Annotated in this window: 14 protein-coding genes; 8 read left to right on the top strand and 6 right to left on the bottom strand. The window is 54.8% G+C overall.

The features are described from left to right. Positions 1–58 precede the first annotated feature (58 nt). Complete coding sequence (locus LAO76_25655; GenBank protein ID MBZ5494326.1) at positions 59–352, top strand: helix-turn-helix transcriptional regulator; 294 nt, start codon at positions 59–61, stop codon at positions 350–352. Here the strand turns inward: LAO76_25655 and LAO76_25650 are convergent, their stop codons facing one another. Beyond that, positions 353–1,486 carry a beta-propeller fold lactonase family protein gene (locus tag LAO76_25650; GenBank protein MBZ5494325.1) on the bottom strand — a complete coding sequence of 378 codons (1,134 nt, stop codon included), beginning with the start codon at positions 1,484–1,486 and terminating at the stop codon, positions 353–355. Position 1,487: 1 nt separating this feature from the next. Beyond that, positions 1,488–2,549, bottom strand: a complete 1,062-nt coding sequence (gene aroF, locus LAO76_25645) for a 3-deoxy-7-phosphoheptulonate synthase (GenBank protein MBZ5494324.1) — start codon at positions 2,547–2,549, stop codon at positions 1,488–1,490. A 203-nt stretch (positions 2,550–2,752) separates the two neighbouring features. Here aroF and LAO76_25640 point away from each other — a divergent pair, with 203 nt between their 5' ends. Genes LAO76_25640 through guaA form a run of 4 tightly spaced genes read left to right on the top strand, consistent with a single transcriptional unit; the run spans position 2,753 to position 8,848 of the window. Continuing rightward, complete coding sequence (locus LAO76_25640) at positions 2,753–3,685, top strand: deoxyribonuclease IV (GenBank protein ID MBZ5494323.1); 933 nt, start codon at positions 2,753–2,755, stop codon at positions 3,683–3,685. A 5-nt stretch (positions 3,686–3,690) separates the two neighbouring features. Continuing rightward, positions 3,691–6,273 (top strand): leucine--tRNA ligase, encoded by a 2,583-nt coding sequence (gene leuS / locus LAO76_25635; GenBank protein ID MBZ5494322.1) that lies wholly within the window; start codon positions 3,691–3,693, stop codon positions 6,271–6,273. Then, entirely contained in the window at positions 6,270–7,241 is a 972-nt protein-coding gene (locus LAO76_25630; GenBank protein MBZ5494321.1) for a hypothetical protein, read from the top strand. Before leuS ends, LAO76_25630 begins: the two co-directional genes overlap by 4 nt. A gap of 56 nt (positions 7,242–7,297) precedes the next feature. Then, positions 7,298–8,848, top strand: coding sequence for a glutamine-hydrolyzing GMP synthase (gene guaA / locus LAO76_25625; protein ID MBZ5494320.1), 1,551 nt, complete (start codon positions 7,298–7,300; stop codon positions 8,846–8,848). 22 nt (positions 8,849–8,870) lie between these two features. Here the strand turns inward: guaA and LAO76_25620 are convergent, their stop codons facing one another. Then, positions 8,871–9,302 carry a hypothetical protein gene (locus LAO76_25620; GenBank protein ID MBZ5494319.1) on the bottom strand — a complete coding sequence of 144 codons (432 nt, stop codon included), beginning with the start codon at positions 9,300–9,302 and terminating at the stop codon, positions 8,871–8,873. Here LAO76_25620 and LAO76_25615 point away from each other — a divergent pair. Beyond that, positions 9,301–9,876 carry a DinB family protein gene (locus tag LAO76_25615; GenBank protein ID MBZ5494318.1) on the top strand — a complete coding sequence of 192 codons (576 nt, stop codon included), beginning with the start codon at positions 9,301–9,303 and terminating at the stop codon, positions 9,874–9,876. The genes LAO76_25620 and LAO76_25615 overlap by 2 nt on opposite strands. Here LAO76_25615 and LAO76_25610 read toward each other — a convergent pair. From LAO76_25610 to LAO76_25600, 3 genes are all read right to left on the bottom strand, one after another. Next, positions 9,873–10,268: a tetratricopeptide repeat protein gene (locus tag LAO76_25610; protein MBZ5494317.1), complete on the bottom strand. Its 396-nt coding sequence runs from the start codon at positions 10,266–10,268 to the stop codon at positions 9,873–9,875. The genes LAO76_25615 and LAO76_25610 overlap by 4 nt on opposite strands. 72 nt (positions 10,269–10,340) lie before the next feature. Beyond that, positions 10,341–10,439: a thioredoxin family protein gene (locus LAO76_25605; GenBank protein MBZ5494316.1), complete on the bottom strand. Its 99-nt coding sequence runs from the start codon at positions 10,437–10,439 to the stop codon at positions 10,341–10,343. A 65-nt stretch (positions 10,440–10,504) separates the two neighbouring features. Continuing rightward, entirely contained in the window at positions 10,505–11,323 is an 819-nt protein-coding gene (locus LAO76_25600) for an SDR family oxidoreductase (GenBank protein MBZ5494315.1), read from the bottom strand. Between the two features lie 632 nt (positions 11,324–11,955). Here LAO76_25600 and LAO76_25595 point away from each other — a divergent pair. Continuing rightward, the gene (locus LAO76_25595) at positions 11,956–14,097 is read left to right on the top strand and encodes a multicopper oxidase domain-containing protein (GenBank protein MBZ5494314.1); all 2,142 of its coding nucleotides are present in this window, start codon (positions 11,956–11,958) and stop codon (positions 14,095–14,097) included. 172 nt (positions 14,098–14,269) lie between these two features. Beyond that, positions 14,270–15,238 (top strand): SCO family protein, encoded by a 969-nt coding sequence (locus tag LAO76_25590; GenBank protein MBZ5494313.1) that lies wholly within the window; start codon positions 14,270–14,272, stop codon positions 15,236–15,238. Positions 15,239–15,321 lie beyond the last annotated feature (83 nt).

Here is a 15,321-nt window from a genome sequence, read left to right as displayed (position 1 = left end):
CAAAAGGTTTTGAATTTTCATTCAATCTTCATTGAGGATGATTGCGCAATTTTTCTTTATGTCCTTTCAAAAAGCAGTGGGAAGCTGCATTTATGAGCTGCGGGAACGCATGGGACTCACGCTAGAGCAGCTTGCGGAAAGGTCCGGACTCTCCGTTAGCCGTCTCATAGCGATCGAACACGGCGAGGTGGACATCAAGCTGGGAACGCTGCTGCTCCTCGCTATGTCTCTGGACGTCACGCTGCCGGAGTTGTTTGGCTGTATCTCGGGAAAGGTGGGCAGCCTAAAAGCACCGCCAAAAGGGCTTCTTATTGCCTTTCCAAAACTGAGCAAGGCACAAAGCAAACCGTAATTATCGCTGGCTCACAAACGCCTTCACCACAATCGCCCGCGGATCTTTCCCTAATGGGATCATTGTTTCCAGGGACGGCACGTCCGGCTGTGGTCTGCCTTTGTTGTCGATCAATGAAAGCACAGTCATATCGCCGCTTCCGGTGTTTACTACCAGTAAGAGTAACTGGTTTGGGGAAAGCGCCATGCTCTCCGGATGGCTGCCAACCGGCACGGAGGCCGTGCGTTTGCCGTTATCGATGTTGTATACCGCTACCGAATCGGACCCAAAATTCGCCACATACAGCAGCGCATTGTCCGGTGAAACCAGCCCGCGTGCCGGATGGTCCCCAATCTGGAAGGTATTGTTCACCTCATTTGTTGAGGTCACGATTTCAGAAATCGAGCTATCGTCATAGTTCGATACAAAAACCTCGCCGCCATCCGGTTTCACCGCAATATGCGCGGGGGTCTTGCCCACATCCAGCAACGTGAGCAGTTTGTCCGTCTTTAGGTCTACTGCCGCCACCTGCCGGGATTCACTGCATGCCACAAAAACCTTGCTGGAATCCGGAACAATCGCCAGCTCCACTGGCTTGGCGCATACTGCCACTTTGTCGCGTACTTCCAGTTTTTGCGTATCCACAACAGCGATAGAATTTTCATCCCTCAACGCCACAATCGCCAGCTTGCCATCCGGCGTCAATCGCGCAAGATTGCTCCCATTCCCCGTTGGGATGTATTTGATCACCTTGCGCTGGTCCAGATCGATAACTGAAAGGTTAGCCGATCCGGAATTTGCCACGTAAGCTCGCTTGCCGTCAGAAGAAACGTCCACAAAAAATGGCGCGCGATGCACGCCGATGGTCGAAACCACCTTGTTCGTTTCGGCGTCAATCACGCTGATGTTGTTGGATTCCGTATTGGAGACGTAGATTTCGTTCTTTCGGGGATTCACGGCCAGCCCCGTCGGGCTGCGTCCTACTGAAACGGTGGCAAGGATTGACAAGGCGCGCAGGTCGATCACGGTTACGTTGTTGCTGCCGCCATTGGAAACATAGGCGTATTCGCGATAATTAGCGCTGGGTTCCGGCGTGTCCTTGCAGCCTGCAAGCAGGGCAAGGGCAAGACATGCCGCTAACGTTAGTGCTCGCAAGTTATCTGCCGGCCTTGGCAACTGCAGGCTGCGTGCGTGGCTGCTGGATGTTGCGGTGCAGCACGGCCGCAATCTGCCTTATCTCATGCATCATCTCGTCGAATTGATCAGGGAAGATAGACTGGACACCATCAGAAAGAGCATGCTCAGGATCGTTGTGCACTTCCACCATGATTCCATCGACGCCCACTGCCACTGCGGCGCGCGCGAGCGGCAGAACTTTGTTGCGTTTTCCCGTTCCGTGGCTTGGATCAACGACAATCGGCAAATGGCTCAACCGCTGCACGGCGGGCACAATACTCAGGTCCAGCGTGTTGCGCGTGTGGTCGGCAAAAGTGCGGACGCCGCGCTCGCACAGAATCACTTCATAATTGCCTTCACTTAGGATGTATTCCGCCGCCATTAAAAATTCTTCCAGCGTGGCGGACATACCCCTCTTCAACATCACCGGCTTGCGAAGCCGTCCTACCTTCTTTAGAAGCGAAAAGTTCTGCATGTTGCGCGCGCCAATCTGGATTACGTCCGCATATTCCGCCACCAGATGCAATGATTCCTCGTCCAGCGCTTCTGTAATAATCCGCAGCCCAAAACGGTCGCGGATTTCCGCCATGATCTTCAGGGCTTCCTCTCCCAGACCTTGAAATGCGTAGGGCGATGTACGCGGCTTGTAAGCTCCTCCGCGGAAAAACCTGGCGCCGCCCTTGGCAATTCGTTCTGCAATCGCAAAAGCCTGTTCACGGGATTCAATAGAGCAAGGTCCTGCCACTACTCCCAGGTCGCGACCGCCAAAACTTCCATCGCTGCCGGCAAAGGTAATGACCGTATCTTCTTCCTTGGCATCGCGGCTTACCAATTTGTACGGCTTGCTTACGTGTATGACTTCCTGCACGCCGGACATTTCGTCCAGCACGCCTTGCTCCATGGCGCCTTTATTGCCGGTAATGCCAATGGCGGTGCGCTGCTCCCCTGGTATGGGGTGCGCCCGGTAACCGAGTGACTCAATTCGCTCGCAAACCGCGCGAACCTGCTCCTCAGTGGCATGCGCCTTCATTACGACTAACATGATTGTGGCCCTCGTTGACCTTCAGTTTACTTTGATTTTGTCATCAGTAGCAATCAAAAGCTGGGAGCCACCCGGCTCTGCGACCCATCTTTAGCATGTTAAAATCAATCATTTAGCACATGCCTTCAGGGAATCCAGAGCGTAAGCGCCTTGCCATGTCTAAGCCAAAAATCCTTGGCGTTCATGAGCGCAAGCGGCTGAGCATGAAGGACGTGCTGCTATGGGCGGAAGGCGAGCCGCCCAAGCCTGGTCCCAGGCGCATCGGCATACATACCTCGACGGCCGGCGGTGTTGAGATGGCTGCGGAGCGGGCTTACCGCCTGGGAGCAAACACGTTCCAGATTTTTTCTTCCAGCCCACGGCAGTGGCAGCCGTACTCGCTGTCGCCCGCGCAATGTGACGCCATGCGGGGTTTGCGGGAGAAATATGGAATTGGCCCAATGGCCATTCATAGCAGTTATCTGGTGAACCTGGCCAGCGCCACGCCGGAGTTTCATCGCAAGTCGGTGGCGGCTTTTCGTGGAGAACTGGAACGCGCGCTCGCGCTTTGCGCGGAGTTTCTGGTTTTGCATCCCGGTTCCTTTCGCGGACGCAGCCGCGAAGAAGGCCTGGAGTTAGTCGCACACTCGATTGCAGAAGCCGCCGAGGGCTTGGAACTGGAAAAATCCAACCTTCGCGTTCTGATTGAGAACACCGCTGGCTCGGAGTTTTCTCTCGGTGGATCGTTTGATCAAGTGGCGCATCTGTTGCACTACCTGCGGCCCGTGTGTCCGGTGGGTGCGTGCATCGACACATGCCACACGCACGTTTCCGGTTATGACATTGTTTCTGAAACCGGATGGCATGAAACCATGCAGAAGCTGGATGAGACGATCGGGTTGAAGAACGTAATGGTCTGGCATTGCAATGACGCGAAAGATGCGCGCGGCTCAAAGCGCGACCGCCACGAGCACGTCGGTAAAGGCACGATTGGCCTGGAAGCGTTCCGCTGGTTGTTGAACGATCCGCGCACCGAGCACGCGGCGTTCATTGCGGAGACGCCGATTGAAGATCCCGGCGACGATTTGCGTAACATAGAGACGTTAAAATCATTGGTACAGGTAGCCACGGCCCCGGCAAAGCGGAAGAGAGCATAGCAGAGATGTCCGACACCAAAATAGAAATCACCGCGAACCAACCCGAGCAGCGCGAGCTTCGCTACGAGCCGCAGCGTATTGAAGAAAAATGGCACGCGCGCTGGGAAGCTGATCCCGCGCTCTATGCCGCAGAGCCGCATACCAGCAAGCGCAAGAAATATTACGTGCTGGAAATGCTGCCGTATCCTTCCGGCGCATTGCACATGGGTCACGTGCGGAATTACGCCATTGGCGACGCGCTCGCACGTTTTATGTGGATGAGCGGCTACAACGTGCTCCATCCCATGGGCTGGGACGCCTTCGGACTTCCCGCGGAAAATGCAGCCATCAAAAACAACGTTCCACCTAAAGAGTGGACGCTCCGCAACATTGCGCACATGAAATCGCAGATGAAGCGGCTCGGCTTTGCCTATGACTGGTCGCGCGAAGTCGCCACCTGCCTTCCGGAATATTACAAGTGGAACCAGTGGTTCTTTTTAAAGCTTTACGAGAAAGGCTTGGCATACCGCAAAAAGAGCCGGGTGAACTGGTGTCCGGAATGCGCCACCGTGCTTGCCAATGAACAAGTGGTGGATGGTTGCTGCTGGCGTCATGAAGAAACGCAGGTTGAGACGCGTGATCTGGAGCAGTGGTTCGTCCGCACCACTAATTATTCTGACGAACTTCTTGCCGGGCTCGACAAGCTTGAAGGCTGGCCGGAAAAAGTGCGCACCATGCAGCGCAACTGGATTGGCCGCAGCGAGGGCGCGTTGGTCGATTTCAAAATCGATGGCGTCATCTCCGCCACGGACAAGATTACAGTTTTTACCACGCGAATCGATACCATCTATGGCGCAACTTCCATCCAGCTTGCGCCGGAGCACCCTATCGTCGCCGAGTTGGTAGGCAACGATCCGCATTTGCATTCCAAGGTTGAAGACCTTGTCCGCGAACAAAACCGCGCCAGGGAATCCGGCGATGTTGGCGCAATCGAAAAGCACGGTGTCTTTACCGGACGTTACGCCATCAACCCCTTCAACCAGGAAAAGGTGCCAATCTGGGTGGCCAACTACATTTTGATGGACTATGGCACCGGTGCGATTATGTCCGTGCCCGCGCACGATGAGCGCGACTATGAATTTGCCCAGAAGTATGGTCTTGAAGCGCGCATCGTCATTCTTCCGCGCAGGACCGGTCAGCCGCCCGCGCCTGGCGAGCCTGAACCGCCTGTGCTTCCTTACACGGAGAAAGACAGCCTGCTCATTAACTCAGGGCCGTTTAGCGAGCTATCGAATCAGGAAGCCATCGAAAAAATGACTGCCCAGGCGGAGAAGGGCGGCTTTGGCAAGCGCACCGTCACATATCGCTTAAAGGATTGGGGCATCTCACGCCAGCGCTACTGGGGCACGCCCATCCCAATGCTTTACTGCGAGCAATGTGGCGTGCTGCCTGTGCCGGAAAAGGATCTTCCGGTCGTGTTGCCGGATAATGTTGATATCACCTTGTCCGGCGGATCTCCGCTCGGACGCGTCCCGGAGTTTGTCAATGCCAAGTGTCCCAAATGCGGCGGTGTTGCCCGCCGTGAGACGGACACCATGGACACGTTCGTCGATTCATCCTGGTATTTCTACCGCTATACCAACGCCCATCTCGCGGACCGTCCGCTGGATACCGCTACTGTCGATTACTGGTTTCCCATTGACCAGTATATTGGCGGCGTTGAACACGCGATCTTGCACTTGATTTATTCGCGATTCTGGACCAAGTTCATGCGCGATCTTGGCATGGTGCATAACGACGAACCTGCAACGCGCCTCTTTACCCAGGGCATGGTCATTAAAGATGGCGCCAAAATGTCCAAGAGCAAAGGCAATGTCGTTTCGCCTGATGAGATGGTGGCAAGGTTCGGCGCGGATTCCACGCGCATGTATTCGCTTTTCGCCACGTCTCCTGATCGTGAGCTTGATTGGCAGGAAGCCGGTGTTGAAGGGGTGCATCGCTTCCTCGGCCGGGCCTATCGCTTTGTGATGCGCAACGCCGGCATTGCCGGCAAGACTTCATCCGGCAACGCTGCTGGTTCCTCTGCGTCTGTTGAGCTTTCACCCAAGGCTCGCCAGATTGAGCGCAAACTCCACCAGACCATCAAACGCATCACTGAAGATTTTCAGGGACGCTGGCACTTCAATACTTCAGTCGCGGCGATCATGGAATTTGTAAACCAGCTTTACGCTGCCGAAGATGAAATCAGCTCCGGAAAATTTCCTTCGGCGTTGCTTGCGGATATCCAGCGCCGTCTTGTGCTTTTGCTTGCTCCTTTCGCGCCATATCTTGCCGCCGAACTTTGGGAAGTCCTGGGTGAAAGTGAAAGTATTCTCCGTTATCCGTGGCCCGCTTATGATCCCGCTTTGGCCAAAGAAGACGAGATTACCTACGCAATCCAGGTCAACGGCAAGCTTCGCAGCCACATCGTCTTTCCCGCGGACACTCCTGAAGATGCCGTGCGTGAGCGCGTCCTTGCCGATGAAAAAGTGCGTGCCGCCACTGATGGCAAACAGGTCGCCAAGGTAATTGTTGTCGCAGGCAAGCTCGTCAACGTGGTGGTTAGATGACCACAAATGATGAGTGGCAAGGAAAAACGTCCAAGCCTCCCAATCCCATTACGCAGGGTCTCCGTGCTGTCACGCGTGACCCTGTCATTTTTCTCGTCGAGATTCTTTGGCGCTGGTCATTTGCGGTTCTGGCCTGCATGCTAGTCGCCGGCGTTGGCATGATGCTTTTAGGCCCATTGCACGTTGGAAAAGCCTGGGACACAGCCTGGGGAAGCCGCGATCCGCAAAGAATAGGGCAGCTGGTTGTGGCCGTCATGTTGCTTCTCGGAATCAAGGTCATTCTGTTTGCGGCCATCGGCGTACCATTGGCGATCGCCCTTATCTGGAGCATTCTCGCGGCCATGGGACGTTTCGCCACCGTCCGGAGGTTGCGCGCGGGGCTCACGTCGCTCCGCTTCCGCAGCATTTTTGCGCTGCAGCTCTTGCGTGGGTTTATCAGTTGGTTCTCTTTGGTATTGTTGGTCACCGCCAGCGTTGGCGAGATGCTTATTGCCACTCACGGCCCTCAGCCGGACCTTGTTCTTTATTACCTGATGATGCTGCCATCGGTTGTTCTGATCAGCGCTTTCTGGCTCACGGCGAACTGGTATCTTTCTCTGGCGGCAATTTTCGGTCGCGAGGGCCAAAGTTTTCGCGGCGCGCTACGCCAGGCCCGCCACACCGTCCGCCAGCAGCGTTCTGATTTTGCTGGCACGGGGTTCGTGTTTCTGCTTTTTCGCGTTGTCGTCCTACTGATTGTCACGGCAATTTGTGGGCTCACATCAGGAATGGTCGCCTCTTCACCCCAGAGTTATTTCACGCTCTTGATAATCATTTCATTGGCGTACTTCGCCGTGGCGGATTTCCTTTATATGGCCAGGATGGCCGCTTATCTCGCGCTGGCCGCCGCGCATGTCGATCCCGCCGCTGGACCAAAACTTGTCGCCACTTCCTCCGGAACGCCTGTTGAGAACACCCCGATTCTTTGATTTGCGTTTACACTCTTTTACCTTTACAGTCTGGCGCGAATCAGAAATAATTGTTCGTGGAAGAACAATCCATCGTAATCCTCGACTTTGGCTCGCAGTACACGCAGCTTATTGCGCGCCGCATCCGCGAACTCAAAGTATTTTCCGTCGTCCTCCCTTGTACCGCTCCGTTGGATGAAATCAAGAGCTACCGGCCTGTCGGCATCATTCTGAGCGGAGGGCCTTCGTCCGTTTACGATCATGACGCTCCACCCGCCGATGATCGCGTGCTCGCCCTTGGCCTGCCTGTGCTCGGCATCTGCTACGGCCTACACTTCATCACGCACAAGCTCGGCGGCAAAGTCCGTCCTGGCCCCAAACGTGAGTATGGCCACGCGGAAATCAATGTCAAAGGCCAGTCTCGACTGTTTGAAGGCCTGCCGCCCTCGCTCAACGTCTGGATGTCCCACGGCGACGAGGCGCTTGAACTCCCCGCCGGCTTCACCGTCATGGCCCGAAGCAGCAACGCGCTGGCTGCGATGGAAAATGAATCGCAGAAGATCTGGGCGGTGCAGTTCCATCCTGAAGTTCACCATACCAAGCGCGGCGTTGACCTGTTGCGCAATTTCGTAGTCAACATCTGCGGCGCGCGCGGTGATTGGACTCCTCAGCACTTCATCGACGAAACCATCCGCCAGGTGCGCCAGACCGTGGGCGAGCAGGGAAGAGTGATCTGCGCGCTTTCCGGCGGCGTTGATTCCGCCGTGGCTGCCACCTTGGTCGATAAAGCTATTGGCCGCCGCCTGATCTCCGTCTTCGTCAACAACGGCGTGCTACGCAAAAATGAATTTCAAAAAGTCCAACAGAATTTGCGCGACCGCCTTGGTCTGAACGTTGTGGCCGTTGATGCGACAGATCGTTTTCTCAACAAGCTTGCGGGTGTCATCGATCCGGAGAAGAAGCGCAAGATTATCGGCAATGAATTCATTGAGGTCTTCGATCAGGAAGCGCACCGGCTGGAACAGCAGATCGGCAAAGTAGACTGGCTGGTGCAGGGAACGCTTTACCCTGACATCATCGAATCCCGCAGCGTGCGCGGCCCTTCGCAGACCATTAAGTCTCACCACAACGTCGGCGGCCTGCCGGACAAGATGAAGCTCAAGCTTATTGAACCTTTAAAGGATTTGTTTAAGGATGAAGTTCGCCGCATCGGCCGGGAAATGGGTATGCCGGAAGAGATTTTGCAGCGCCAGCCTTTCCCCGGCCCGGGACTCGCCGTGCGCATTCTGGGCGAGGTCACGCCGGAACGGGTCGCATTGCTGCAAGAGGCCGACGAAATCGTTGTGAATGAAATCCGGCGCGCTGGCCTTTACACGCAGATTTGGCAGTCGTTTGCGGTCTTGCTCCCGGTAATGTCAGTGGGTGTAATGGGTGACCAGCGCACTTATGCTTACACCTGCGCCATTCGCGCCGTTCACTCTGAAGACGGCATGACCGCCGATTGGGTTCCGCTGCCGTATGATGTTCTCAAAGCAATTTCCACGCGCATCGTGAATGAAGTTCGCGGCATCAACCGCGTGGTGTATGACATTACGTCAAAGCCGCCGGGGACGATTGAGTGGGAGTAAACTCTACATAAAAGGAATGTAGTTAAGCAGTTTCGAGAGCGCTCAGAAAAACTTGCGGCGGCAAATAGGCGTGGTCGCGCATGTAGTGGTAAATCAGCGTAGGCGCGGCGTACTCGATCTCGTCTTCACCTTGAACTCGAATCTCCGCGTCTCCGAGTGTCAATTCTTTGTGCCCGGAACTTACGGTAATAGGATAGGCCTCGCAGAACGGGCAATGATGCCAACCCCGCATTCGATTGACCGGAGTGCTGCAAAGAAAGAGGATCTTTGCCAGCAATGAATCATCAACTTTGCCCTTAGGGAATCCATGACTCTTATCCAGCCAACCCACGTTAAGCACCTTGGCGGGCGCGGCGGACGGCAGAGTGCAGTAGCTGTACGAACTCAAATCCGGGAAATAGGCCACATTCAAGATCATACTTAACGATTGAGTGGGAGTAAGATAAACGACCATGAAATTTGATGTTCAATCCGTCTCTCGCGATATTGCAGATTCGCGCCGCCGCGCTCAGGCGCTGGTGGACAATGTCTCTGCCGATGAACTTACGCGCCGCCCTGATCCCGGCAAATGGTCCATTGCCGAGTGCCTGGCGCATCTCAATATGACCGCGGAAACGGTGCAGAAGATTATGGCGCGCGGAATTGAGCAGGCCAAGCAGGAGAAGAGATTTGGCGAGGGCCCGTTCTCCTTAGGCCCCAATGGACGTCTGTTAGTATGGATTGCCGAGCCGCCACCCAAGTTCAGGATTCGCGCACCCAAGAACGTGCGTCCGCCCGCTGCAATCGATGATCCCCTGCAAGTGCTGTCGGCTTTTATGAAAGCGCAGGATGAATGGGAACGGCTGATGCGGGAGCAGCAAGGACTTGATCTGGCAAAGATCAAGGTCGGGCAGGGAATTTTCAGAATGCGCCTTGTCGCCGCGCTTCCCTGGATGATGGCACACCAGCGGCGACACTTGTTGCAGGCAGAAAATGTAAAGCGGCAGATTTTCTCTGCCGCTCCAAATAATGCTGCACAGTCGGTTTAGGCTGCCCAGGGAATTGCCTTCTTTGCCCAAATGCTGTTGGGATACTTTTGCTGAAGCGTTTTCTGCACTTCGCCCAGTACAGTGTGGTCGTGTTTGCCTTTGTATTGGCTCACGGCTTTCCAGTAAACCGCTTCCGCCGCTGCCTCACTGTTGGGATATTCCTGAAGGATCTCATCATAAAGCTTTTCCGCGTCCGCCCATTTCTTCTGCATAAAGGCGACCCGCGCCAGTCCCAGCAGCAACTGTGCGGCAAATTCATCTTTTGGCAAATAACCTTCTATGCGATGACGCTCTTTGCCGTTTTCGTCCAGCACCAGCGCGGTTGGCGTCCAGACTGAATCAAAGCGATGGAACCCAGCCGGATTTTCTTTGATGTGCACCCCAATAGGCACAAATTTCTGGTCGATGAACGATGCGAGTTGAGGGTCAGCATACGATTCGGCTTCCAGCCGAGCGCATGCTCCTCACGCTGGAGCAGCGCTAAAGTCAACCAGCACGGGCTTGTGTTGGGTTTTGCCCTGGCTGAGCGCTGCGTCTATGTCCTTGTTCCACGAAACCGCCATTAGCTTCTCCTGAAATTGGCTTACAGCAATAGAGGCATTGGATGCGCAGCAAGTCTTTCAGGTCGCTACTTTGCTTTTTCCTGCAGGCTCCTGGAAATTGCTGTCACTAGTTTCCGCGGACTGAACCGGACAGACATCGCAAGCGTCTTGTTAATTACGCCGGGGATCACCAGGCCTTTTCCGGCCATCATCCCTTTGTACCCGATGAGAGCAACGTCTCTTGACTTCATGGCTCCCATCTTGAACAGCCGCGATTCTTCCATCTTCGCGCGTTCGGCAAAGTTGGTGGCAGTCGCTCCCGGACAAAAACACGTTACTGTTACACCGCTGCCCTTGAGTTCATTGGCAATCGCTTCAGAAAACATAATCACGTAAGCCTTCGTCGCGTAATAGACTGCCATCAGAGGCCCCGGCTGAAAGCCGGCCGTTGAGGCGACGTTCATGATTCTTCCATGCTTGCGTTGGATCATTCCTGGCAGTGCGAGCCGCGTCAGCGCCGTGAGGGCGGCAATGTTCACTTCCACCATATCCAGTGAGGTCTTTAGATCGCTCTCCGCAAACGCTCCGTAAGATCCAAAGCCTGCATTGTTAATTAGAATATCCACCGGCAGCCCGCGCCTTTCGATCTCAGAGGATATCTGCTGCGGCGCTTGCGGCAGGGTCAGGTCTGCGGGAATCACGTGCACATGGTTCCCATGAGCCGCTTGCAGTTCTTGGGCGATTTTTTCCAACCCCGCCTGATTGCGTGCGGTGATGATCAGATCAAAGTTGGGAGCCATCAACTTTGCCAGATCAAGACCAATGCCGCTCGATGCGCCGGTGATCAGCGCCGTTTCTCGCTGCCGCGTGCTATCTAGTGCGCCTACGTATGCGGGAAGTACCATGATTTTCTCCGGGGCCAATCATACGTGATTGTTAGGCGATCTATTTGAGGATGACGAAACTGCTTGTGCAATATATTGCAACTAAAAATGTGCAAAAGTTAATATTTGTTCCATTTTGGAACTATTTTGCAAAACAAAATTAAAAACATTTGAGACTTGCCTGAATCTGCCGTGATATCGTCTCACGACATGTAGGAACCTCGTTCTCCAGCGTTCCCCCGCCAACCTCCTGGAGGACAAACAAACAGTCGACATCAGCCCGTGGAACTCCCCCTCACGCGCTTGCATCCTCACCGCCGAGGGCGACTCCACACGCCAAATCATCACTAGCCTTCTCAGCCCGAGGAATCGAATGTTTCAACTGTGACTTTGCCAGAAACGGTTTGCAATCGCCTTGCCATGCTGCATCTTGCACCACAGCCCGACAACAACCGATTCCTTAATAGGAGCAAAGCATGTCCCGAAAAGATCGAGATGACAGTATTTGGTTGTCAGAACATTCAGATAAAAGACGAATCCGTGACGCGGAAAATGCACGACAAAACCGCGCGGAAATTACTAAGGCACTCTCCCATGGCCAGATTAGACGGCGTGATCTGGTCAAATGGGGCTTGTTCACAAGCGCCGGCCTTATGCTGCCGATCAGGGGTCTAAATCCATTTGTCAGATATGCGGTGGGCCAGTCGCCATCACCGAGTGCGCTCCTTGCGGGCAACTCTGACAATCAGGGAATCCCTACCGGGCTACCCGCAAGTCCCTTGTTTGGTGTCAAGCCGTTTACCCAGCCGATGCCGCGTTTCGACGTCCTGCGGCGCAACGCCGTGTCAACCTTAAATCCCGCGCCGATGGAACAGTCCAACCAGACGCAGCAAGTGCTTGATCCCGGTTTCGGGTTTCCCGCTGGAACCACGGGCCCGATTGAGGGTCGTCCCCCGGGAGCGAACTGGGCGCACCAGCGGTTTGCACAGTTCCCTCCTCAGGTAGCAATTGAGGTCACTACCAAACCAGTGACCTCGAATACTACTTACAATCCGCAGGTGACCCCAGACTTGAATTCTGGAATCAATCCGGCCGTAGCCATCCCGGCAAAATTTCATCCCAACTTCCCAACTCAGAATGCAAACCGGGTATGGACGTTCCAGGGCACCTTTCCTCCCAAGCTGACGCAGGTCCGCTATGGTGAACCGGTCTTGTTCCGCCATCACAACGGCTTGACAACTAACATCAAGAATAACGGCGGCTTTGGGCGATACACGCTCACCACGCATGAACACAATGCTCACCACGGCGCGGAGAACGATGGTTTCACCGGGGCTTATTTCTGGCCTAATCAGTTCTATGACTACCATTGGCCGTGGGTGCTGGCGGGGTTTACCAGCATTAATACCGGCGCCACCGATCCGCGCGCCGGCGCTCCCAGTGATTCCGGCGGCATCAACAAGGTTCCGGGCGACTGGCACGAGACCATGAGCACGCACTGGTTCCACGATCATATGTTCACCTTCACGGACCAGAACGTGTACAAGTGCAACGCCGGCATGAACAACATTTACAGCTCGTTGGATCGCGGTGACGAAACTGTGAATGACGGTGTAAACCTGCGCCTGCCCAGCGGCTCCTCCAATGGCAAGGGCTGGGGCAACCTGGACTTTGACGTCAACCTCATGCTCGCGGACAAAGCCTGGGACGCCAACGGACAGCTCAACATGGACAATATCGCTTTTGATGGTTTTCTGGCCGACCAGATGACTGTCAACTTCGCCTGGAAACCATTCTTCAACGTGTATGCGCGCAGGTATCGCTTCCGTATCCTGAACGCCAGCGTGTCACGCTTCTTTGTGGTGGCATTGAGTGATAGCTCTCAATTCGTGCAGATAGCGAATGACGGTAACCTGCTGCCTGTCACCGTTCCTCTCACCCAGACGGACCAGCTTGGCATCGCGGAGCGGTATGACATCGTCATTGATTTCTCCCGCTACCATGCCGGGCAAACCGTGGACCTGGTCAACTTGCAGGTGCACCAGGACGGCCGTGAACCTGCGCAGATCGTAACCGTGGCCCAGGCCCTCGCCGGTACAAGCGACCCGGCTGTGGGCGCATTCCTGCGCTTCAAGGTCCTGGGCCCGCCGCCGCAACCGGACCAGAGCGTTGATTTAACTGCCAATCCAAGAACCGCGTTGATTCCGAATCCCATCTTACCGGCGACAGCGCGGCAACGCACGTTCCGATTTGATGACAACGGCGATCAGAACCAGAATGATCCCGTCACCACCTACCTGGGGAACGGTCAAGGCTCCTTCCGCTGGGGCATCGAGACCGATAATAGCGGCGGCAGCAGTAGCCTCATCACCGCCAGTGATACAGGAGGAACACTCGAAGCGGACTACGGCCGAATCAGCTCCCAACCAGGATTTGGCACAGCCGAAGTCTGGACCTTGCAAGGCGGCTCCGGGTGGGACCATCCCATTCACATCCACTTTGAAGAAGGCCAGATCCTCAACCGCAACGGCAACCCGCCGTCACCGGCGGAGAGCGGCCGCAAGGACGTTTACCGTCTGCGTGACAACGGCTCCGTAACCCTCAAGATGCAATTCCGGGATTGGGGCGGGATGTTTATGGAGCATTGCCACAACACCATGCATGAAGACAATGCCATGTTGTTGCGGTGGGACATCGACAGTGGAACGCCGTTCCTTAGCCCATTGCCGACACCGATTTCAAAACCGACTGGCGTCACTTTCGAAACGCCAGACGAAATTCTTCCTAATGCATGACACAACTTCGCTAGTGGGTCAGTTTCCATGAAACTGATCCACTAGCAGTATCAGCGTCTAGCGTCCCACGCGCAGGGACGCGGGCCTTTAGGAAGCTTGTCCAAGCCGAAGGATTCATCGCGCACCGACGAACCAGTTATCGCTCGGAAATACGGGGCAAAAGGAGCACAGCATGTCGACAAAAAATTGGAAGAACGCAACCTTCATTTCGCTCATTACTGTTGCAATCTTTGCATTGGTGATCGCAGCCAAACCAGTGGCCGCCAATGGGACCGATTCAAGCCACTTTCCCAACGTCGAGCTCATCACTCAGGACGGAAAAAAAGTCCATTTCTATGATGATCTGATCAAAGGCAAGATCGTCGCCATCGATCTCATTTACACCACGTGCCAATACTCATGTCCGCTGGAAACGGCGCGCCTGGCGCAGGTGCAGAAGAAGCTGGGTGACCGTGTAGGCAAAGATATCTTCTTTTATTCCATCAGCATTGATCCGGACCACGACACACCGGAGGTATTGAGGGCCTACATGCAGCAATTTCATGTGGGGCCGGGATGGACGTTTTTGACGGGCAAGAAAGAGGACATTATTTTTCTGGGCAAGAGGCTGGGACTTTATACCACCCCTGCAGTGAATGCAGATGGCCATATTGCCCATCTTTTGATCGGCAATGAGGACACCGGCCAATGGGTACGTAGTTCCGCCCTGGACAATCCCGGCTTTCAAGCCAGGATGATTGGCGAATTTCTCGATAATTTCAAGCACGACAACCCGGCCGAGAAAGCGAGTGGTGACGGAAGCCCGCTCAAAAACTTCGATAGAGGAAAATATTTGTTCGGAAAGGATTGTGTCGCGTGCCATACCATCGGACACGGAGACAAGGTGGGACCAGATCTGCTGGGCGTAAATCACGTCCGCAGCCGGCAATGGCTAACGCAAATCATTCAGCACCCCGACCAGATGCTCAATGAAAAGGACCCGGTTGCAACGGCGCTCCTGAAAAAATACAACGTGCGGATGCCCAACATCTACGTGGCTGATGTGGATGCCGCTTATATCATTCGCTACATTGAGGAGCAGACCGCGGCGCAGGAGAAACAAGCAAGCAATGGCAATGCAACAAAAGCTGCAAACCAATAGAGATTGAATAATCTGATCGCCTGCAATGCAAGCAATAAAAAGCGGAAGGCGCTCCATCTGTTAGATGAAGATGGAGCGCCGAC

The sequence above is a fragment of the Terriglobia bacterium genome, assembly GCA_020072645.1.
Taxonomy (GTDB): Bacteria; Acidobacteriota; Terriglobia; order Terriglobales; family Acidobacteriaceae; genus Angelobacter.
Note: the sequence above shows the minus strand (reverse complement) of the source record. Positions and strands in the feature narration are given on the sequence as shown.

Bases quoted from the DNA above. Each gene is read 5' to 3' on its own strand.
- LAO76_25655 (MBZ5494326.1), top strand. From the start codon at position 59: ATGTCCTTTCAAAAAGCAGTGGGAAGCTGCATTTATGAGCTGCGGGAA.
- aroF (MBZ5494324.1), bottom strand. From the start codon at position 2,549: ATGTTAGTCGTAATGAAGGCGCATGCCACTGAGGAGCAGGTTCGCGCG.
- LAO76_25640 (MBZ5494323.1), top strand. From the start codon at position 2,753: ATGAAGGACGTGCTGCTATGGGCGGAAGGCGAGCCGCCCAAGCCTGGT.
- leuS (MBZ5494322.1), top strand. From the start codon at position 3,691: ATGTCCGACACCAAAATAGAAATCACCGCGAACCAACCCGAGCAGCGC.
- LAO76_25630 (MBZ5494321.1), top strand. From the start codon at position 6,270: ATGACCACAAATGATGAGTGGCAAGGAAAAACGTCCAAGCCTCCCAAT.
- LAO76_25615 (MBZ5494318.1), top strand. From the start codon at position 9,301: ATGAAATTTGATGTTCAATCCGTCTCTCGCGATATTGCAGATTCGCGC.
- LAO76_25620 (MBZ5494319.1), bottom strand. From the start codon at position 9,302: ATGGTCGTTTATCTTACTCCCACTCAATCGTTAAGTATGATCTTGAAT.
- LAO76_25605 (MBZ5494316.1), bottom strand. From the start codon at position 10,439: ATGGCGGTTTCGTGGAACAAGGACATAGACGCAGCGCTCAGCCAGGGC.
- LAO76_25600 (MBZ5494315.1), bottom strand. From the start codon at position 11,323: ATGGTACTTCCCGCATACGTAGGCGCACTAGATAGCACGCGGCAGCGA.
- LAO76_25595 (MBZ5494314.1), top strand. From the start codon at position 11,956: ATGCTGCCGATCAGGGGTCTAAATCCATTTGTCAGATATGCGGTGGGC.
- LAO76_25590 (MBZ5494313.1), top strand. From the start codon at position 14,270: ATGTCGACAAAAAATTGGAAGAACGCAACCTTCATTTCGCTCATTACT.